Annotated in this window: 19 protein-coding genes; 8 read left to right on the forward strand and 11 right to left on the reverse strand. The window is 60.3% G+C overall.

Annotated features, from left to right (window positions below; genetic code table 11):
* Positions 1 to 1,011: a ligase-associated DNA damage response exonuclease gene (locus AC5SEO_RS06080; protein WP_174068336.1), complete on the reverse strand. Its 1,011-nt coding sequence runs from the start codon at positions 1,009 to 1,011 to the stop codon at positions 1 to 3.
* A 231-nt stretch (positions 1,012 to 1,242) separates the two neighbouring features.
* On the reverse strand, positions 1,243 to 2,775 hold the full coding sequence (locus AC5SEO_RS06085) for an MDR family MFS transporter (protein WP_174068065.1): 1,533 nt from the start codon (positions 2,773 to 2,775) through the stop codon (positions 1,243 to 1,245).
* 141 nt (positions 2,776 to 2,916) lie between these two features.
* Between AC5SEO_RS06085 and AC5SEO_RS06090 the strand changes: the two genes are divergently transcribed.
* Both AC5SEO_RS06090 and AC5SEO_RS06095 read left to right on the forward strand, forming a co-directional pair.
* Positions 2,917 to 3,432, forward strand: a complete 516-nt coding sequence (locus AC5SEO_RS06090) for a MarR family winged helix-turn-helix transcriptional regulator (RefSeq protein ID WP_003511890.1) — start codon at positions 2,917 to 2,919, stop codon at positions 3,430 to 3,432.
* An 81-nt stretch (positions 3,433 to 3,513) separates the two neighbouring features.
* Positions 3,514 to 4,173 carry a glutathione S-transferase family protein gene (locus AC5SEO_RS06095; RefSeq protein WP_174068064.1) on the forward strand — a complete coding sequence of 220 codons (660 nt, stop codon included), beginning with the start codon at positions 3,514 to 3,516 and terminating at the stop codon, positions 4,171 to 4,173.
* A gap of 98 nt (positions 4,174 to 4,271) precedes the next feature.
* Here AC5SEO_RS06095 and AC5SEO_RS06100 read toward each other — a convergent pair whose 3' ends face one another.
* Together AC5SEO_RS06100 and AC5SEO_RS06105 are read right to left on the reverse strand one after the other, a co-directional pair.
* Entirely contained in the window at positions 4,272 to 4,892 is a 621-nt protein-coding gene (locus AC5SEO_RS06100; protein WP_013635651.1) for a glutathione S-transferase family protein, read from the reverse strand.
* A gap of 226 nt (positions 4,893 to 5,118) precedes the next feature.
* Positions 5,119 to 6,111, reverse strand: a complete 993-nt coding sequence (locus AC5SEO_RS06105; protein ID WP_065658181.1) for an asparaginase — start codon at positions 6,109 to 6,111, stop codon at positions 5,119 to 5,121.
* 73 nt (positions 6,112 to 6,184) lie between these two features.
* Between AC5SEO_RS06105 and AC5SEO_RS06110 the strand changes: the two genes are divergently transcribed.
* Positions 6,185 to 6,937, forward strand: a complete 753-nt coding sequence (locus tag AC5SEO_RS06110; protein WP_003511884.1) for a DUF3750 domain-containing protein — start codon at positions 6,185 to 6,187, stop codon at positions 6,935 to 6,937.
* Positions 6,938 to 6,944: 7 nt separating this feature from the next.
* On the opposite strand, the gene AC5SEO_RS06115 is transcribed toward AC5SEO_RS06110, so the two are convergent.
* Positions 6,945 to 8,288, reverse strand: a complete 1,344-nt coding sequence (locus AC5SEO_RS06115) for a chloride channel protein (protein WP_174068063.1) — start codon at positions 8,286 to 8,288, stop codon at positions 6,945 to 6,947.
* A gap of 146 nt (positions 8,289 to 8,434) precedes the next feature.
* On the opposite strand from AC5SEO_RS06115, the gene AC5SEO_RS06120 reads away from it, so the two are divergent.
* Entirely contained in the window at positions 8,435 to 8,707 is a 273-nt protein-coding gene (locus AC5SEO_RS06120; RefSeq protein ID WP_003511882.1) for a YlcI/YnfO family protein, read from the forward strand.
* Entirely contained in the window at positions 8,704 to 9,003 is a 300-nt protein-coding gene (locus AC5SEO_RS06125; RefSeq protein WP_065661272.1) for a type II toxin-antitoxin system RelE/ParE family toxin, read from the forward strand. Before AC5SEO_RS06120 ends, AC5SEO_RS06125 begins: the two co-directional genes overlap by 4 nt.
* 3 nt (positions 9,004 to 9,006) lie before the next feature.
* Here AC5SEO_RS06125 and betA read toward each other — a convergent pair whose 3' ends face one another.
* The 3 genes from betA to betI form a co-directional block, all read right to left on the reverse strand.
* Positions 9,007 to 10,656, reverse strand: coding sequence for a choline dehydrogenase (betA, locus tag AC5SEO_RS06130; RefSeq protein ID WP_174068062.1), 1,650 nt, complete (start codon positions 10,654 to 10,656; stop codon positions 9,007 to 9,009).
* A gap of 71 nt (positions 10,657 to 10,727) precedes the next feature.
* Positions 10,728 to 12,209 (reverse strand): betaine-aldehyde dehydrogenase, encoded by a 1,482-nt coding sequence (gene betB, locus AC5SEO_RS06135; protein WP_174068061.1) that lies wholly within the window; start codon positions 12,207 to 12,209, stop codon positions 10,728 to 10,730.
* An 11-nt stretch (positions 12,210 to 12,220) separates the two neighbouring features.
* On the reverse strand, positions 12,221 to 12,841 hold the full coding sequence (gene betI, locus AC5SEO_RS06140; protein ID WP_003511878.1) for a transcriptional regulator BetI: 621 nt from the start codon (positions 12,839 to 12,841) through the stop codon (positions 12,221 to 12,223).
* 346 nt (positions 12,842 to 13,187) lie between these two features.
* Between betI and AC5SEO_RS06145 the strand changes: the two genes are divergently transcribed.
* The 3 genes from AC5SEO_RS06145 (at position 13,188) to AC5SEO_RS06155 (ending at position 16,514) form a co-directional block, all read left to right on the forward strand.
* Positions 13,188 to 13,427, forward strand: coding sequence for a ribbon-helix-helix domain-containing protein (locus AC5SEO_RS06145; RefSeq protein WP_025592709.1), 240 nt, complete (start codon positions 13,188 to 13,190; stop codon positions 13,425 to 13,427).
* A 182-nt stretch (positions 13,428 to 13,609) separates the two neighbouring features.
* Positions 13,610 to 15,412, forward strand: a complete 1,803-nt coding sequence (locus AC5SEO_RS06150; RefSeq protein ID WP_495363804.1) for a GGDEF domain-containing protein — start codon at positions 13,610 to 13,612, stop codon at positions 15,410 to 15,412.
* An 88-nt stretch (positions 15,413 to 15,500) separates the two neighbouring features.
* Positions 15,501 to 16,514, forward strand: a complete 1,014-nt coding sequence (locus AC5SEO_RS06155; protein WP_003511875.1) for an NAD(P)H-quinone oxidoreductase — start codon at positions 15,501 to 15,503, stop codon at positions 16,512 to 16,514.
* A 563-nt stretch (positions 16,515 to 17,077) separates the two neighbouring features.
* Here the strand turns inward: AC5SEO_RS06155 and AC5SEO_RS06160 are convergent.
* The 3 genes from AC5SEO_RS06160 to cysT are packed head-to-tail and all read right to left on the reverse strand — an operon-like array spanning position 17,078 to position 19,849.
* A complete protein-coding gene (locus tag AC5SEO_RS06160; protein ID WP_174068060.1) occupies positions 17,078 to 18,118 on the reverse strand; it encodes a sulfate/molybdate ABC transporter ATP-binding protein in 1,041 nt (346 codons plus the stop codon).
* A gap of 11 nt (positions 18,119 to 18,129) precedes the next feature.
* A complete protein-coding gene (gene cysW / locus AC5SEO_RS06165) occupies positions 18,130 to 18,999 on the reverse strand; it encodes a sulfate ABC transporter permease subunit CysW (protein WP_003511871.1) in 870 nt (289 codons plus the stop codon).
* Entirely contained in the window at positions 18,992 to 19,849 is an 858-nt protein-coding gene (cysT, locus tag AC5SEO_RS06170; RefSeq protein WP_112289586.1) for a sulfate ABC transporter permease subunit CysT, read from the reverse strand. The genes cysW and cysT overlap by 8 nt, the downstream gene beginning before the upstream one ends.
* Between the last annotated feature and the right edge of the window lie 114 nt (positions 19,850 to 19,963).

The following is a 19,963-nucleotide window of genomic DNA, read 5'->3' on the forward strand; positions in this document are numbered from 1 at the left end:
TCAATCCCCCTCGTCTTCGTAACCGACAAGATGCAGCGGTTTGGCAGCAATGCCCTGCAATTCGCACCAGCGCACCAGCGCCTCCTCGCGACCATGCGTGACCCAGACGGCCTGCGGGCCAATTTCCTTGATGGTTTCCAGCAGTTCCGGCCAGTCGCAGTGGTCGGAGATGACCAAAGGCAGCTCCACGCCGCCCTGTTTCGCCCGCTGTCGGACCATCATCCAGCCGGACGCGAATGCGATCAGCGGCTCGTTGAAACGGCGCGCCCAGCGCTCCTGAAATGCAGAGGGCGGGCCGACGACGATCGCGCCCTTGAAGATGGCGGGATCGCTTTTTTCAAGCGTCGCGGGGCGCAGCTCACCGAGATCGATGCCTTGCGACACGTAATAATCGCAAAGCCGCGCCAGCGCGCCGTGGATATAGATGGGATCGGCATAACCATTGTCGCGCAGGAGCCTGATAACGCGCTGCGCCTTGCCGAGTGAATAAGCGCCGACCAGATGGGTGCGCTCGGGAAACTGCTTGATGGAGGTGAGCAGCTTGCCGATTTCCACCCGCGGCAGCGGGTGGTGAAACACCGGCAACCCGAAGGTGGCCTCGGTGATGAAGACATCACACGGCACCGTTTCGAAGGGTGTACAAGTGGGATCGATACCGCGCTTGTAATCGCCGGAGGCAACGATGCGCATGCCGTTCATTTCCACGGAGATCTGCGCCGAACCCAGCACATGGCCCGCCGGGTGGAAACCGACGGTCACGCCGTTTACCTCCACCGCCTCCCCGAATGCGACCGCCTGCTCGCTGCCGCAGAAGTCCTCGCCGTAACGGATGCGCATGATATCGAGCGTCTGGCGTGTAGCCAGCACCGCCCCGTGGCCGGCGCGGGCATGATCGGAATGGCCGTGGGTTATCAACGCGCGCGCCACCGGCCGCACCGGGTCGATATAAAAATCGCCCGGCGGGCAATAAAGACCCTTGGGCGTGGAGTTCAGGAGCTGTTCCGGCTTCATATTCATTGAGATAGGGCCGCCCGCGCGAATTTAAAGTGCTGCGAGCATAACGCGGAACGGGCGTTAAATTTCCAGGGGTGCGGTTTTGTTTTCGCGCTCAGAGGTCGCGGGTATATTGGAAAGGCCCGGAACCATCCCTCATCCTTGTGCTTCTCACAGGGATGAGGGAAGAGCTAGTTGCCGGAGGAAGGCACAGCTCGAGTTCACCGCGCCTTATAGGGACAGCCGCCCCTACTCCCCCGCACTTTCCGCCGGCTTGGCCGCCTGTGCTGCGGCTGGCAACCGGACCGGTTTCAGCATCAGTGCTGCGGCAAGGCCGATGGCGGCGGTTGCGGCGGCTGCGAAGAACAGCGGCGTGAAGGCATCCGAATAGAGCGAGGCAACGGCGGCCTGGGATGCCGCGGGCAGTTCGGAGAGCATCTTCGGCGTCAATTCCTCAATCCGTCCAACACCCGGAATGGTCACGTCAACGCCCTTGAGGCTGGAGGTGACGATCGCGCCATAGACCGAGATGGCTATTGCTGCGCCGCCCATGCGGGTGAGCGTCACCGCGCCGCTTGCGGCACCGATATCGGCCTTCGGCGCGGAATTCTGCACGCCGATAATGGGTACCTGCTGGCCGAGGCCGACAGCGAAACCCTGCGCCAGCATGAGAATCGCAATCAGCCAAAGCGGCGTTCCCGCATGCATCTGCGTGAAGAGCAGCATGGCGATGACATTGATAGTGAGCCCGGCCACCGAAAACGGCTTGTAGACGCCGGTGATCGAGATCAACCGCCCGGCCGACAGGGAACCCATGACGATGCCGCCGGTGACGGCGATGAAGAACAGGCCGGCATGGGATGGGGAAAGCCCGGTCGTGGTCTGCAGGAACAGCGCGTAATAATTGACCATGCCGATGCCAATGCCGCCGCTGGTCAATGAAACGATCATCAACAGCGGAAAGGTGCTGTCCTTGAAGAGCCTGAGCGGCACCACGGGTTCCGGCGCGCGACGTTCCACTTGCACCCAGAGGAATGCGGCGATGACGGCGAAAGCGATAATACCGAGGCTGGGACCTGCAATAAGCGAACCGAACAATTCGCTGCTGTCGGCCCAGAAGACGACGCTTGCGATCGTCGCTGCCAGCAAGACGGCGCCGAGATAGTCGATCTTCGGCTGACGCGCGGGACGGCGGTAGGGCAGCAGGAAAATCAGGCCGGTGATGACGATAAGCCCGAGTGGCAGGTTGATGAGGAAGATCGACCGCCAGCCGAACAGATCGCTCATCGTGCCGCCGAGAATGGGCCCGACGCTGCCCGACGCCATGATGGTGAGGCTGGAATAGCTCTGGTAACGGGCTCTTTCACGCGGTTCGAACAGATCCGCATTGACGGAGAAGATCGACACCATGATGCCGCCGCCGCCAAGGCCCTGAAGCACGCGGGCCGCGATCAGGCTATCCATTGACCAGGCCAGCCCGCAGGCGAGCGAGCCGAGCGTGAAGATGATAACCGCAGCGATCATCACGTATTTTCGCCCGAACAGGTCTCCGAGCTTGCCATAAACAGGCATGACCGCGCTGGTCGCCAGAAGATAGGCCGAGCCGATCCAGCCAAAACGCTCCAGCGCGCCGAATTCGCCGACGATGGTGGGCAGCGCTGTCGAGACGATCTGGTTGTCGAGGGTAGCCATGAACATGGCCAGCATCAGAAACAGGAAAACGATGAGCCTACGCCGGTGATCCGACACAAGCGGCGCCACGGGGGCAACGGACATATCCATGAAAAATCTCGTTGAGTTTCGGCAATTTTGCTGCGACAATTTATGTGCTATTAGCATATATATGTCAATGGCAAGTTTTTGACATCCATGATATTGGCGCTAAATGTGATCGCAAATCGGGATTGAAAGGAACGGCTGAGCGTGTCGACTGAGGAAGACTGGAACGAGGATCTGCCCGAAGACATCAAGCGCATCGGCAATACGATGACGCGTATGCGCATCATGATCGGACGGCGCATCATCGGGCGCATGGCGCTTGCCAAGGTGGCTCCGGGTCTGGAACTCTCCCATATCGACGTTCTCGATATATTGCGCCGCGCGGACGGTGATGTCACCGTTGGTGCGATTGCCGAGGGCATGCGCATAGACCCCTCGCGCGGCAGCCGGGTGGTGGCGGATATGGTCGGGCGCGGCCTGTTGAAACGCGGCGTCTCGCAGGAGGATGCCCGCCGCAGCATCGTCGAGATCACACCACTTGGCACCAGTCTGCTGCAGGAAATGCGCCGGACCAAGATGAGCGTCATCCAGGACGTGATGGATGGATGGCCGGAGGAGGATGTCGAGACATTCGCGCGGCTTTTCGATCGGTTCATCGACCGTTTCGAGGCCCGGCTGTCACCGGATACGGACCTCCTGACGGATCAGAAAAAATCATAGTTGACCCTGACATCCACAACTTCACTTTAAAAGGACGAGACCTTAACGTGCCGCCATCGAAAAGGTAAAAGGGTGACTTCGATGTTGACGATCTATGGTGTCTACCGTTCCCGCGCCACGCGCACGCTCTGGCTTGCCGGGGAACTGGGCATGGAATTCAAGCACGTGCCTGTCGTGCAGGCCCGCCGCGTTGCCGATCCCCTGGCCGCAGACGCGCCGCTCAACACGCTGTCCCCCGCGTTTCTGGCCATCAATCCGATGGGCACCATCCCCTGCATCGAAGATGACGGCATGGTGCTTTATGAATCCATGGCCATCAACCTTTATCTCGTCCGCAAATATGGCGGACCGCTTGCACCGGTCGACCTGAAGGAAGATGCGGCGATGCTGCAATGGTCGTTCTTTGCCGCGACCGAAATCGAGACCAATTCGCTGAAGATTTCCTCCGCCATTGCCGAAGGGCTTTCGGAAAGCGATGCCGGCAAAGCGGTGATCGATGTCGCCGCGCGCCTTTTGAGGCGGCCCTTACGGGTGCTGGAGCAACATCTTGCCAGCCACGATTATCTGGTAGGCGACCGTTTCACCGTCGCCGATCTCAACGTGGCGGAGATCGTCCGTTACGCGCAGGGCCACCAGCCGCTGTTTGACGCCCATCCGGCGCTGAAAGCCTGGCTGGAGCGCTGCCAGGCCCGCACGGCATTCAAGTCCATGTGGGACAGCCGGGCCGCCGAGGCGGCGTGAACGAAGGCACTAGCTGGGGATAGTTGGCAGACCTCTCTCCGCACTCGACGTCATCCTCGGGACAAGCCCGAGGATGACGAAGCAAGCTTTTTAGCACATCACCCCTTCTCACCCGCCAGCGCCCGCTGCACGGCCGGGCGCTCGTTCATGCGCCTGAAGTGATCATGCACCTTCGGGAAGCGGGCGATATCCACGCCGTCGCTTTCCAACCAGCCGGACATGACGAATAGATAGGGATCGGCGACCGAATAGGCGGTGCCCAAGACCCATGGGCCGTGCAGCATGCCGTGCTCGATCAGTTCGAAACAATCGGTCATGGTCTGCGGCACCTTCGCTTTCATATCCGCCAGGGAACTATCCTCGCTCGCCCAGCGGCTGCCGCGCCGGCCATGCGCATGGGCGACATGCACCGTGGAGGAAATGAAGGCGTTGAAGGCTTGCATCAGGGCGAATTCGAAGGGATCGTCGAGTGGGGCGAGTTTCTTCTCCGGAGCCATCTGCGCAATGAAGGCGAGGATGGCAGGCGTTTCCGTCAGCACCCCGCTTGCCGTTGCCAGCGCTGGCACGCGGCCTTTCGGGTTGATCTTCAGGAATGCCTCGGAGCGCTGCTCGCCCTCGGCGAAGTTGACGCGATGGGCCGTGTAAGGCAGGCCGGATTCCTCAAGCACGATATGGCTGGCGCGGGAGCAGGAACCGGGGGAGAAAAACAGTGTGAACATGGATATGCAACCTCCAGGGCAATGAGGGGCGCCCACCTCCTCGCGTGCAGACGCCAGCCCCTGCGGCGGCTATCTGGCAGACCATCACATGCAAGGGCAATCCATCATCCTGCCGGCAGCGGGCCGCGTCAAAGGTTATTTCTGAAGCGTGTCGCGTTTAACCGAAGGCATACCGCGCGCCTTATTTTTTGTCTTAAGCCGCTGCGCAGTTTTACAGGAGATGCCTCTAGAGGCCGACAACCCGGATATCGCCGACATGGATGCCGTTCCAGTTGCGCATCTGCCGGTTTGCCATGGCAAGCAGCGCCTCGTTCTCGGCGCCATCGAAATATTTCGCCAGCATTGCGGCAATCATCGCTTCCGCCGCACGCGTCGTGCCGTCTTCGCATTTCACCGCCATGGCGATGCCCTTTTCCGGCAGTGCGGCCACGAACACGCCTTCTGCACCGGTCTTGGCGAAAATCCTGCCCGGCGCGATCTGCATCAGCCTGGTGCAGGTGCGGCCGGTGCCCGCCACATAAAAGGGTTCCGCCATGCAGGCGTCAAAGAGCCTGCGGGAGGCTTGCGCGCGCCCGGCCTCCAGCCCCCTGCCCGTCGCCATCTTGGCAAAACCATGCGCCAGACCCTTGAGCGGCACGGCATAAGTGGGGATCGAGCAACCGTCCACGCCGCAATTGTCATGGCCAAGCGTCGCACCCGTCAGGCTTTCCATCGTCGCGCGGATTTCCCGCTGCAGGGGGTGGTCGTAACCGACATAGCCCTTGGGGTCGGTGCCAGTGTGACAGCAGGCGCAGATGAAGCCGGAGTGCTTGCCGGAGCAATTATTGTGAAGCGCCGTCGGCTTTTCCAGCGTGCGGGCCTGATGGATGATGGTCTTCTGGTCGGAAGACCAGTGCGCGCCGCATTCCAGCGTATCCACATCCCTGCCCGCCCTTGCGAGCATGGAGGCGGCGAGCGCCGCGTGTTCATCCTCGCCGGAATGAGAAGAGCAGGCAAGCGCCAGTTCGCGATTGCCGAAGCCATAGGCATCCGCCGCGCCGCTTTCCACCAGCGGAATCGCCTGCATGGCCTTGCAGGCAGAACGCGGGAAGACGCCACGCTCGACATCACCAGCTGAAAATACCACGCCGCCATCGCCATCCACCACCACTGCAAGACCCTGGTGGCGGCTTTCGACCAGACTGCCCCTGAGGACTTCGACGGTAACGGAATTGTTCATTTTTGCGGCCTCAAAAAGTTCTGATTTTATGTCGTTGATAGCGCAATTGATTTTTCGATGCACGAGGCTATCAGTGAAATTTGCAAAACGTCTGCTGCTGGCGATTGCCATCATCTATCTGCTGCCAGCTCTGGCATCGGCGGGGTTGTGGGCCATGAGGGATCACCCGCAGGGCTGGCGTGACGCGCGCTGGTCTTCCTCCGGCACCCTGCCGCAAGCAGGTGCCGACCGGCAGGCGGCGGTTTACGTTTTTTCCGCCATGACCGGTGGCTTTAAAGGCTCCGTCGCCAGCCATGCCTGGATCGTGCTGAAAAAGCCGGGCGCGACGGCCTACGATCGCTACGACAAGGTGGGCTGGGGAATGCCGATACGCCACAATGGCTATCCGGCGGATGCCTATTGGTATTCCAACACGCCGCGTCAGGTGGTGGCCATTCATGGGGCGGCAGCGGAAAAACTGATCCCGAAGATCGAACAGGCGATTGCCGACTATCCCTATGGGAAACCGGGCGGCTATCGTATCTATCCCGGTCCCAACTCCAACACTTTCGTTGCCCATGTGCTGCGCAGCGTGCCGGAGCTCGGTGTGGTTCTGCCATCAGACGCGGTGGGCCGCGACTATCTGCCCAACGGCGCGTTTTACCACGTCGCCGACGACTGGAAGGATGCGAGCCTCTCGCTTGGCGGGTTGTTCGGTATTTCGGCGGGCGCACGCAGTGGCTTCGAGGTCAATTTCCTCGGCTTGGTCGCGGGCTTCGATTTCAGCCGGCCCGGTGTGAAGATACCGGGACTTGGCTATTTCGGAGTGGCGGGTATCCGCGCGTAAAGTCGGGTCAGGTCTCAGCGGCGTGTGCTGCGCGTTTGGCGCGGATGCTCTGGGCAATAAAAACACGCGACAGGCCGTGATAGAGCGGCTCCCGGGAGAACAGCCGGGAGGTCAGATATCCCAGCATCGATGCCACCATGATGGGGATGACGCCGTCATGATTGCCGGTCATTTCGAGGATGATCACGAAAGCCGTCATGGGGGCCTGCACCACGCCCGCGAAATATCCCGCCATGCCGACAATGGCGCCAAGACCGATGCTCGTACCCAGCAAAGTCGCCATCGTACTGCCAAAGCCCGCGCCCACGGACAGCGACGGCGCGAATATACCGCCCGGAATGCCCGACATCATCGCCAGAAACGTGGCCGCCAGCTTTTCGATGAAGAAGAAGGCCGGTGCGGCCTGGCCCTCGATTGCGGCGCGCGCCTGTTCGTAACCCGTTCCGAAGGTCGCGCCATCAGTTGCAATACCGATGACTGCGGAGGCAAGGCCGCAGGCGGCGGCAACCGCCAGCATCCGCCTTGACGGCATGGCCTGGGCGAAGCGCCGGATACGCGCGGACAGGCGCAGCGCGCCCGCGCTGAACAGCGCGCCGAACGCACCACCACCAATGCCGCAGACCAGCACGAGCAGCCAGTCCATCATGGTTTTCGCCATCACGGAACTGGTGCCAAAGTAAGTATAGCTGCCGACCAGCGCCAGCGAGGCAAGGCCGGACAGGATGACGGCGGTAAGGACGAGGCCGTTTGCCCGGGATTCGTAGGTCTTGCTCATTTCCTCGATGGCAAACACGATGCCGGCCAGCGGTGTGTTGAACGCTGCGGCAATACCCGCCGCTGATCCGGCAAGAATAAGACCTTTTGCCTGTGCCATGCCGCCCCAGCGCGCCGCCTGAAGCATGATCGAGGCCCCGACCTGCACGGTTGGCCCCTCTCTCCCGATCGACGCACCGGACAAAAGCCCGACGACCGTCAGCGCGACCTTGCCGAAAGCGAGTTTCAGCGACAGGAGCCGCGAACGATCCGCGTCGTCACGCAGGTGCCGCGCTGCGATGGCCTGGGGAATGCCGCTGCCGCCGGCATTGGGGAAAACCGTGATGGCGAGCCAGGCGCACAGCGTGAAACCGAGCGGCGTCACGACAAGCGGCAGCAGAAACGCCCATTCGCCAGAAGATGTTGCCGCAAAGAAAAGATGCTGGGCGCGATCCGCCGCCCAGGCAAACCCGACGCTGATGATGCCGACTGCAAGCGCGCCGATCCAGAATACTGCCCTCGGCTTCCACACCCGCCATGAACCCCACACAACACGGGAACGGCGGAGCATCTTCAGCTTTTTGTAGTCGACGGGCATGGGGATCCAGATCGGTGATTTCAGTTATTGTCGGGCGGGAGGCCCTTTTATCGGCCTGCCAGCCGGCGATTGCAAGTTTTGCATTTGACTCGTTGCGACAGATGGCAGAAGCTGCGCATCGCAAATGCAACGCATGGAGAGAAAAGATGAAAACCGCAACTTTGCCTTCGCTGCGTGTAACGGCGGATTTCCGCGAGGCGGCAGAAAGCGTTCTGAAAGACGGCGAGACGCTATCGTCATTTGTCGAGGATTCGGTCCGCAGGCAGGTGGAAATCCGCAAATCGCAGGCGGAATTCATTGCGCGCGGGCTGGCGTCGCTCGAACAAGCGGAGCGAACCGGTGTCTATTATAGCACCGACGATGTTCTTTCGATGATGCAAAGAAAACTCGATGCTGCGAAAGCCGCGAAACGGAAATGACATATCAGCTTCGTTATACCGAAGAAGCACTGGCGGATTTCGATCGCATCTATGATTTTCTGATCGCATACGACATCGATGTGGCCGAGAAGGCCATTCACGCCATAAGAGCAGGATTAGACATTCTCAGCGATTTTCCCTTCAGTTGCCGTAAGGCATCTTCTGAAAACGGGCTGATACGTGAACTCCTCGTGCCGTTCGGGTCATCCGGCTATATCGTGCTGTTCCGCATCGACGGCCCGGAAACAGTCACCATTGCCGCCGTTCGCCACCAGCGCGAGGACGATTACCATTGATCCTCACCGGTCGCTGACAGCCGCGCGCGGGTTTACCCACGGCTCCTGATTGGAGCGCGGCAGCGGGGTTTTGCCAAGGATGTGGTCCGCCGCCTTTTCGCCCGTCATGATCGACGGACCGTTCAGGTTGCCATAGGTCACGTGCGGGAAGATCGAGCTGTCGGCGACCCGCAGCCCCTCCACGCCGATCACCCGGCATTCGGGATCAACGACCGCCATGGGGTCGTTCCTGTCGCCCATCCGGCAGGTGCCGCAGGGGTGATAGGCGCTTTCCAGATGTTCGCGCAGGAAGGCGTCGATCTGTTCGTCCGTCTCCACCTTTTCGCCCGGCTGGATTTCCGGCCCGCGAAAATCGTCGAAGGCTTTCTGGCCGAAAATCTCGCGCGTGAGGCGCACGCAATGGCGGAATTTTTCCCAGTCTTCCGGGTGGCTCATATAGTTGAAGCGGATGACCGGGTCGTCATGCGGATCGGCGGAACGCAGCGTGACATTGCCGCGCGACTTCGACAGGTTGTAGCCGACATGTGCCTGAAAACCATGGCTTTTCGCAGCAGCCTTGCCATCATAGGAGATGGCGACGGGCAGGAAATGGTACTGGATGTCAGGCTGTTTCAGGCCGGGCGCTGAACGCAGGAAGGCGCAGGCCTCGAACTGGTTGGAGGCCCCTAACCCGCCTTTCGACAGCAGCCATTGCGCACCCGCGACCCCCTGCCAGAACCAGGGCAGCCAGGAGTAAAGCGACACCGGCTTGGTGGAGACCTGCTGGAAATAAAACTCCATATGGTCCTGAAGGTTTGCGCCCACACCCGGCCGATCCGCCTTAACCTCTATGCCCATGTCCTTCAGATGAGCGGCAGGCCCGATGCCCGAAAGCATCAGCAATTTCGGCGAATTGAAAGACGATGCCGAGACGATGACCTCACGATCGGCCCTGATGGTTTCCACCCCGCCCCTGCGCTCGATTTCGACGCCGACGGCACGGCCGTTCTCGATGACGACCTTGCGGGCGAAGCCGTTGACCAGCGTGACATTACCGCGCTTCAGCGCCGGCTTCAGATAGGCATTGGCGGCGGACCAGCGGCGGCCATTATGGATGGTCTGCTCCATCAGGCCGAAACCTTCCTGTTTGGAGCCGTTATAGTCGTCTGTCAGCTCGAAGCCTGCCTGCGCACCAGCCTGAATGAAGGCGTGGAACAGCGGATTGCTGACCGGCCCGCGCTGAACATGCAGCGGCCCATCCGTGCCGCGCCACCCCTCTTCGCCGCCATGGCTGTGTTCCATGCGCTTGAAATAAGGCAGCACATCCGCATAGGCCCAGCCATGCGCGCCCAGGTCCTCCCAGCGGTTGAAATCCTCGGCATGGCCGCGCACGTAAACAAGGCCGTTAATGGAGGACGAACCGCCGATGACCTTGCCGCGTGGGGCGGTGATGCGGCGATTGTCGAGGTTCGGTTCGGGTTCGGAGAGATAGCCCCAATTGTAGCGCTTCATACTCATCGGCCAGGCCAGTGCGGCCGGCATCTGGATGAAAGGCCCGAAATCCGAGCCGCCAGCCTCGATGACAATCACCGAATAACGGCCGTCTTCCGACAGGCGATAGGCGATGGCGGAGCCTGCGGAACCGGAACCGACGATGACGTAATCTGCGTGCATGATTTGCTCTCTCTTCAATGAGCGTTGGTTCCGATTAACGGGCTGAGGGTGGGGTCCCCCCCCACCAAATCTCAATAAGGCGCGTCCACCTTCCCCGTGCTCACATAAACCGTCTTCAGCTCGCTATAATGCTCCAGCGCCGCCGCCGAATTCTCGCGCCCGAAACCAGACTGCTTGGAGCCGCCGAATGGGATTTCCACCGGGCAGAGATTGTAGGTGTTGATCCACAGCGTGCCCGCCTCCAGCTGGTCGACCACGCGATGAGCGCGGGCGAGATCGGCGGTGAAGACGCCGCCGGCAAGGCCGAATTCGGTGGCGTTGGCGCGGGCCAGAACCTCATCCTCATCATCGAAATCCAGCACGCACATGACCGGGCCGAAGATTTCCTCGCGCGCGATGGTCATGTCATCGGTCACATCGGCAAACACGGTCGGCTGCACATAGGCGCCCTCGCCTGCAACATTGTTGGGAATGCCGCCGCCGGTTACCAGCGTCGCACCCTCCGCCTTGCCCTTTTCGATATAGCCAAGCACCTTTTCCTGCTGGGCTTTGGAGACCAGCGGGCCGAGATGGGTGGCGTAATCCAGGGGGTCGCCGAGGATCATCGCCTCGGTGCGGCGCTTCAGGTTTTCGAGGAAGCGGTCCTTTGCCTTTTTCTGCACGAAAACGCGGGTACCGTTGGAGCAGACCTGGCCGGAAGAATAGAAATTGCCGAGCATCGCGCCGCCGACAGCGCTTTCGATATCGGCATCGTCAAACACGATCAGCGGCGATTTGCCACCGAGTTCCATCGTCACGTGCTTCAGATGCCCGGCGGCGGCGGCGGCCACCTTGCGGCCGGTGGGCACCGAGCCGGTGAGCGAGACCTTGGCGACATCCGGGTGGTTGACCAGAAGCGGGCCGGTATCGCGATCACCCTGAATGACGTTGAACAGGCCCTTGGGCAGCCCTGCCTCGATCAGGATTTCGGCGATCTTCAAAGCGCCGAGCGGGGTGTTTTCCGATGGCTTGAAGACCATGGCGTTGCCAGCAACGAGCGCCGGGGCCGCCTTCCAGCAGGCGATCTGCTGTGGATAGTTCCATGCGCCGATGCCGACACAGACGCCGAGCGGCACGCGCTTGGTATAGGCGAAATCGCCGCCGAGCGGGATGTAGTTGCCATTCAGCGCGGAAGGCGCGATACCGCCGAAAAATTCGAAGGCATCGGCACCCGAGGTCGGATCGGCGACAATGGTTTCCTGGATCGGCTTGCCGGTATCCAGCGTTTCGAGCGTGGAGAGCGCCTCGTTGCGTTCACGCATGATATCGGCGGCGCGTTTCAATATGCGCCCGCGCGCCATGGGGCTCATTGCCGCCCAGTCCTTCTGGGCGCGTTTGGCCGATGCAATGGCGCGCTCGACAATCGCGGGCGTTGCCGCATGCAGCCTTGCAATGACTTCGCCGGTGGCCGGAAAGACGCTTTCGAAAAGCGTGCCGGCATTGTCTTCGACATAGTCGCCATCAATGAAATGCGAGGCTTTGGGCTGCGCCCTGAGAGACGTCGCGATAGTCATGTCGAATACTCCTAGAGAATGCGGACGGACGGCTTCGGGCGCTGTCCATCAGGATATGGTTTGAGCTGCAAGTCGAAATAGTCTTCGACAAGGGCCGGCGCTGAGGCGAGCCCAAGCGGGGCCGAACGCAGGCTGTGCCTGATATACAGCCCGTCGATAAGGGCTGCCGCCCCTTCCGCAATGCGCGCGGCGTCATCGGGTGGACATAGCCGGTTCAGGCTTGCCATGAGGTTCGAGCGCAGGCGACGGGAATAGAGCACCAGCAGGCGGCGGGTTTCTTCCGAGCGCTGCGCCTCGACATAAAAGGCAAGCCATGCCGCCACCGTCTCGGGCGTGAACTGGTCGCTCTGGAAAGAGACGTGAACGATGGCGCTCAGCCGTTCGCGCGGGCCATTGGCGCGGGTCAGCGCCGCCACCGCATCGCGCCTCAGATCCCGCAGCAGGCTGCGGATGGTTTCCAGAAGAAGCTGCTGCTTGCTGCCGAAATAATGATGCGCAAGCGCCGGCGATACGCCCGCTTCCCGGGCAATATCCGACATTGTCACATTCAGCGAACCATGGTGGCCTATGGTGCGTAACGCCGCATCTACAAGCGCCTTGCGGCGCAAAGGCTCCATTCCGATCTTGGGCATAAGGGTCTCCTTGATGGCGGGCAAAATATTCTTGATTGATCAATCAATCAATAAAAAACGCGCCATTTCATGTCGCTGATTTGCCATGGATCAAAGAAAACCGGGCAAGGCCGGATAAGACTAGCCGCTCCCATGCTGAGGAGCCGCTCACAGGGGAAAAACTAAACCGTGATATACTGCAAATTGGGAATGGAACACGTTTCGTGCTAATATGCAGAGTGATACAAATTTCGCTGGAAGCGGCGCCAGACGAAAACTGAAAAAACGCCCGCAAGACCGCGATCCCAATCAGGTCCCGACACGGACCGGAGATGCCTTCGCAACGGTTGAACAAGGGAGTGATATCATGCCAATGGTGACAGTATCGATTTCCCCGGAACAGGCAGCAAGAATGCGCGAGGCCGTGAATAGCGGCGCCTACGCATCCGGCAGCGAGGTCGTAAGGGCCGCGCTGAGACTATGGGCGGCCTCTGCTGCCGCAACCGGCGCAGATACAGAGGCTGCAGCACCTGTCGAGGCGGATCGCGAACGCCTGAATGTTGCGGAACTTTACGCCGCTCACACCGGCCATGTGCGCCGGGCCTGAGGGCCTGCCGGATACCCCTGGCTATTGAGGGGCCCGTGACAAAACCTTCATTAAAGCTTCACAGTCGTGAAAGCTTTTGTTGACCTGTAATCTGCGATTGTCTGCTGAAAAGAGACAAGTTCCCGTGTGTGCATTTGACTTGTCATGCCACCAACGGGAACTGGCAATAGCGGAGAACAGAAATGCCGGCCGTAACGCTGGAGAACGATGTCATAAGGCGGTTTGCCTCCGGGCACATGTTTCCCATGGCGAAGCTTGTGCTTGAAACCGCGTTTCAGCCGATCGTCGAGGCGACGACGGGCACGATTTTCGGATATGAATCACTGATGCGCGGCCATGACCGGCTTGGGTTTTCCAATCCGCTCGCGCTTCTCGACCAGGCTGCCGAGGATGGCGAGCTGAAGACCTTCGAGCAGATGCTGGCGAGCCGGGCGCTCGCTAAATTCTCCACCCTGGCGGATTTTTCCACCACCACCCTGTTCCTCAATCTCGATGTAAGGCTTATCCCGCACGGGGACGCCATTCTCGACAAGCTCGTTGGCCATCTGGCGCGGGCGGGCATTCCGGCCTCCTCCATCTGCTTTGAACTTTCCGAACGTTTCGACAATACCAGCGTGCCGGAGTTCAAGGCGCTGATCGCCCGCATGCGCAAGGAAGGTTTCAAGCTGGCGATCGACGATTTCGGCGCCGGTCACGGCGAGATGAAGCTTTTATGCGACTATCCGCTTGATTACCTGAAGATCGACCGACATTTCATCAGCGGTGTCGATCATCTTCCGCGCAAGCAGCATCTCGTGCGCAACATCGTCAACATCGCTCATGTTCTCGGCGTCCGGGTCATTGCGGAAGGCATCGAGACCGAAGCGGAATTTCTCACCTGCCGCGAATATGGCGTCGATCTGGTGCAGGGCTGGCTGATCGCCAGGCCGACGGTTTTCACCAGCGAGCTTCCCGAGAGCTTTCCGCACCTCAACCGCGTGGGCGTGGCGCGGCGCAACAGCCAGTCGCTGGACGAAATCCTCATCCGTCGCGAAATAGAGCGTCTTCCCACCGTCTATGAGCATGACAGCGTCGACAGCGTCTTCGAATTGTTCCGCAGAAACCCGCAGCAGGCGTTTTTCCCGGTGCTCAACGCCAATGGCGAACCGCGCGGCGTCATCAACGAATATCACCTCAAGGAATACATCTACCGGCCTTTCGGGCGCGATCTCCTCAAGAACAAGATCTACGAGCGCACCATTTCCCACTTCGTTGATCCTGCGCCGATCGTGGGTCTCGACGCCGATGCCGATCAACTGATGAACATGTTCGCCAGCATGGGCGGCAGCGCCTGCATCATCCTGACCGAAAACATGCGTTACGCCGGCATCGTCTCAGCCGCATCGCTCATCAAGGTCATCAATGAAAAACAGCTCAAGATGGCGCAGGACCAGAACCCGCTGACGGCGCTGCCGGGCAACCACGCCATCGGCGGCTTCATCGCCGACAGCTGCGGTGATGGCGATGAGACCCGTTTCTTCTGCTATTGCGATTTCGACAATTTCAAACCCTTCAACGATAAATACGGCTTCAATGCCGGCGACCACGCCATCACCCTGTTTTCCGCACTGATGCGTCGCTACTTTTTCGCTGGCGACTGTTTTCTCGGCCATATCGGCGGCGACGACTTCTTCGTCGGCGTGCGTGACTGGGCGGTGGAGGAACTGACGGAAATCCTCGAGCGGCTGCTCAGCGATTTTCACGGTGAAGTGGCCGAACTCTATTCGCCAGAGGACCGTCAGGCCGGTCGCATGGTCGGGCTGGACCGTCGCGGCAATGAGCGGGATTTTGCCCTGCTGCGTTGCTCCATCGGCGTTCTCACATTGCCAAAAGGTTTGATCATCGCCAATCCCGAGCGCATCGGCAGCGAGATCGCCGGCATCAAGACAGCCGCGAAAGAAAACGAAGGCGGCCTCGTCATCCGGGTGTTCGGGGAGACAAAATGACATCAGCGACAAAGGGCCTCCTTCCCTAAGCGGTACATCTGTCCTAAATCTTCAGGTAACGCCGACAAATGAGGAATTGCCCCTGGCCATGCCCGAAAATGTGACCCTGCCCGAAAAAATGCGCTTCATCGACCTTCCCTCCCATGGTGGCCCGGAGGTGATGCAGCTTTCGCAAGCACCTTTGCCAACCCCCGCCAGAGGCGAAATCCTGGTGAGGGTCGAGGCGGCCGGCGTCAACCGCCCCGATGTCGCGCAGAGGCAGGGCGCCTATCCGCCGCCGAAGGACGCAAGCCCGATCCTCGGCCTCGAAATTGCCGGAGAAGTGGTGGCGCTCGGCGAAGGCGTCAGCGAATTCAAACCTGGCGACAAGGTCTGCGCGCTCGCCAATGGCGGCGGTTATGCGCAATATTGCACCGTACCGGCCGGGCAGGCCCTGCCCTTCCCCAAGGGGTACGACGCCGTCAAGGCCGCCGCGCTGCCGGAAACCTTCTTCACCGTCTGGGCCAACCTCTTCCAGATGGCGGGCCTGACCGAAGGCGAAAGCGTGCTCATCCACGGCGGCACCAGCGGTATCGGCACAACCGCCATCCAGCTCGCCAAAGCCTTCGGCGCTGATGTCTATGCGACGGCGGGTTCTGCGGAAAAATGCGAGGCCTGCGTCAAGCTTGGTGCCAAACGGGCCATCAATTACCGCGACGAGGATTTCACCGCCGTCATCAAGGCCGAGACCGATGGCAAGGGTGTCGATGTGGTTCTCGACATGATCGGTGCGGCCTATTTCGAAAAGAACATTGCCGCACTCGCCAAGGATGGCTGTCTGTCCATCATCGCCTTTCTGGGCGGCGCCGTGGCTGAAAAGGTTGATCTGCGGCCAATCATGGTCAAACGCCTGACCGTCACCGGCTCCACCATGCGGCCACGTACCGCTGACGAGAAACGCGCCATCCGTGATGAGCTTATCGAACAGGTCTGGCCACTCATCGAAAGCGGCAAGGTTGCGCCTGTCATCAACAAGGTCTTCACGCTGGACGAAGTTGTGGAGGCCCACCGGCTGATGGAAACCAGCAATCATATTGGCAAGATCGTGATGCGGGTGTCCTGATCAGACCTCTTGCATTAATGACGAATCGTACTACCTTCTAGTTATGTTCAACGTATCGGAAGGAGGTGATCCAATGTCTAATGAGATTTCGGTCTCTGGTGCAGGCAATGGAAAGGGTGGGTTTTCGACGGGGCAGCCCTCGGCGTAAAAACCTCTTGCCTTCGGAACGTTGAGAAACAGTCCCGGGTCTGTAAACAGGACCAAGCTCATGGAAGGGTCGCCTCTGGCGACCCTTTTCCGTTTCTGGGATGATCGGCGCGTTTACCCGGTTCCCTCATCTCTGTGCTTTTCACAGAGATCCAGCCAGACCAAGTCTTTGGGCTGAATGGAGTTTCACCGCCGCGCAGACGCGCGCCGGCTGGCAACCTGTGACGATCACAGGAATGACGGTGTGTACGCTAGCGTTGCAGACATCTTATACATCCGTCGGACGCGCGTCTGCGCGGCGGAAAGGTTCTTTTCAACCTACGGAGTTGGGTTGGCTGGATACCGGCTCAAGGCCGGTATGACGGGGAACTTAGGATAGGCGCAACCGCCAGCTGCCAATCGCAGCCGCATCTCCCCTACTTCTTGCCAAACACCTTCCACCGGGTCGGACGAAACCGCAGTTCGGCACCTACTGCCACGGCGGCGTTGAGCGGCACCTCGATTTCGAGGTGATAGGGGTCATGGCCGTCATTGGCGATGTCGATTTCGGCGATGCGGGTGCCGGCGAGGCGGCGACAGGTGGTAACCTTGCCGTAAAGCGCGTTTTTCTCGTCGGTCAGCACCACATCTTCCGGACGGAAGAACAGCTCGCCCTCACCTGCGCCACTTTCGGCGACGCCGATGCTCTCGCCCTGAAACACCACCTGGCCGTCGCGGATCGTCACCGGCAGGCTGGAGGATTCGCCGATGAAGGAGAAGACGAAGGGGGAATTGGGCGTGTCGTAGACGTCATCCGCCGTGCCGACCTGTTCGATCTTGCCCTGGCTCATGACGACGACGCGGTCGGCCAGTTCCAGTGCTTCTTCCTGATCGTGGGTAACGAAGACGGTGGTGTGGCCCGTGCGGTCGTGGAACTCGCGCAGCCAGCGGCGCAGTTCCTTGCGCACCTTGGCATCGAGTGCGCCGAAGGGTTCATCGAGCAGCAGCACCTTCGGCTCGATGGCAACTGCGCGGGCAAGTGCCACGCGCTGACGCTGGCCGCCGGAAAGCTGGGTGGGGTAACGCTTTTCGAGGCCGGTCAGATGCACCATGTCCAGAAGCTCCGAAACTCGCCTGCGGATTTCCGCTTTCGGCGGGCGGGAGGCGGAAGGGCGCACCTTCAGGCCGAAGGCGATGTTGTCGGCAACCGTCATGTGGCGGAACAGGGCGTAGTGCTGAAACACAAAACCGACATTGCGCTCCTGCACCGAGCGGTGCGAGGCATCCTCATCACCAAAGAAGATGCGGCCTTGGGTCGGCTGCTCCAGGCCGGCGATGAGGCGCAGCAGCGTCGTCTTGCCGGAACCGGAGGGACCGAGCAGCGCGATCAGCTCGCCGGAACGAATGTCGAGCGACACGTCGTTCAGCGCCGGAAAGCGATCAAACTGCTTGGTGATGCCGGAAACTTTCACTTCCATGAATATGCCTTTCAATGCTTGCCGGCTGCGTTGCCCGCGCCAAAGCGTATTTCGAGAATGGTTTTGAGAACGAGCGTCACGAGCGCCAGACCGGCCAGCAGCGTCGCCACCGCGAAGGCCGCGCCGATATTGTACTCATTATAGAGTATCTCGACATGCAGCGGCATGGTGTTGGTCTCGCCGCGAATATGGCCTGATACGACAGAGACGGCGCCGAACTCGCCCATGGCGCGGGCGTTGCAGAGCAGCACCCCGTACAGCAGTCCCCATTTGATATTCGGCAGCGTGACATACCAGAAGGTCTGCCAGCCGGTTGCGCCAAGCGAGATCGCCGCCTCCTCATCGCCATTGCCCTGCTCCTGCATCAGCGGGATCAGTTCACGCGCGACGAAGGGAAAGGTCACGAAGATGGTGGCAAGCACGATGCCCGGAACAGCAAAGAGGATTTCGATGCCGTAACTTTTCAGCCATGGCCCGAGCACACTGTGCGAAGAGAACAGGATGACATAGACCAGACCCGATATGACCGGCGAGATCGAGAACGGCAGGTCGATCAGCGTTATCAGGAATGCCTTGCCCTTGAACTCGAATTTCGCGATCGCCCAGGCGGCGGCGACACCGAAGATAAGGTTGAGCGGCACCGAAATGGCGGCGACAAGCAGTGTCAGACGGATGGCGGAGAGTGCATCCGGCTCGACGATCGCTTCCCAGAAGGCATCGGCGCCTTTGCGAAATGCTTCGAAGAACACCGATACCAGCGGCAGCACGAGGAAAGCCGCAAGGAACAGGAAGGCAATGGCAATCAGCACCAGCCGGGCAGGCAGGCTCTCGCTGGCGGGATCGCGGAACGGTCGGGACGAGGTGCGGGAAGCATCAGACATAACCGTACCTCTTGCGGCTCCAGGCCTGAATGAGATTGATGAGGAACAGCATGGCGAAGGAAATGATCAGCATGATGGTGGCGATGGCCGTCGCGCCCGCATAATTGAACTCCTCCAGCCGGATGACGATGAGGAGCGGTGCGATTTCCGAGACGTAGGGAATATTGCCGGCGATGAAGATGACCGAGCCGTACTCTCCGATACCGCGCGCGAAGGCGAGTGCGAAGCCCGTCAGGATGGCGGGCGTGAGGCTTGGCAGCAGCACTCGGCTGATTGTCTGGAAACGGTTGGCGCCGAGCGTTGCCGCCACCTCCTCCACCTGCCGGTCTATTTCTTCCATGACCGGCTGCACGGTGCGGACCACGAATGGCAGGCCGATGAAGATCAGCGCGATGACGATACCGGTCGGCGTAAACGCGATCTTGATGCCGAAGGGTTCGAACAGCGAGCCAACCCAGCCGCGATTGGCATAAAGCGTGGTGAGCGCGATGCCGGCAACCGCCGTCGGCAGGGCAAAGGGCAGATCCACGATGGCATCAACGAAACGCCGGCCGGGAAAACGATACCGCGTGAGAACCCAGGCGACGATGACACCAAAAACAGCGTTCACCAGTGCGGCGATGAAGGCGGTGCCGAAACTGACGCGCAGCGCATTCAGCGTACGGCTATCGACAGCGATCGCAATAAAATCTGCAAAACCAAGTTTCGCCGTGGACCAGACGAGGCCGCCGAGCGGAATAAGAATGATGAGAAACAGATAGGCGACCGTGTAACCGAACGTCAGGCCGAAGCCGGGTATCACGCTCGATTGACGCCACTTCCACCTGTTTCCGGATGTATTATTGCTCATCAACGCTCCGGATAATCTTTAGTTTGGCACATTTCCGGACAGAAAACCGGGGTCCACTTTTCCTGGAAATGCTTTCTGGGAGCCGGTGTTCCCCGGCCTTGTTATAAAGGATCG

The sequence above is a fragment of the Agrobacterium sp. K11 genome (genome assembly GCF_059429395.1).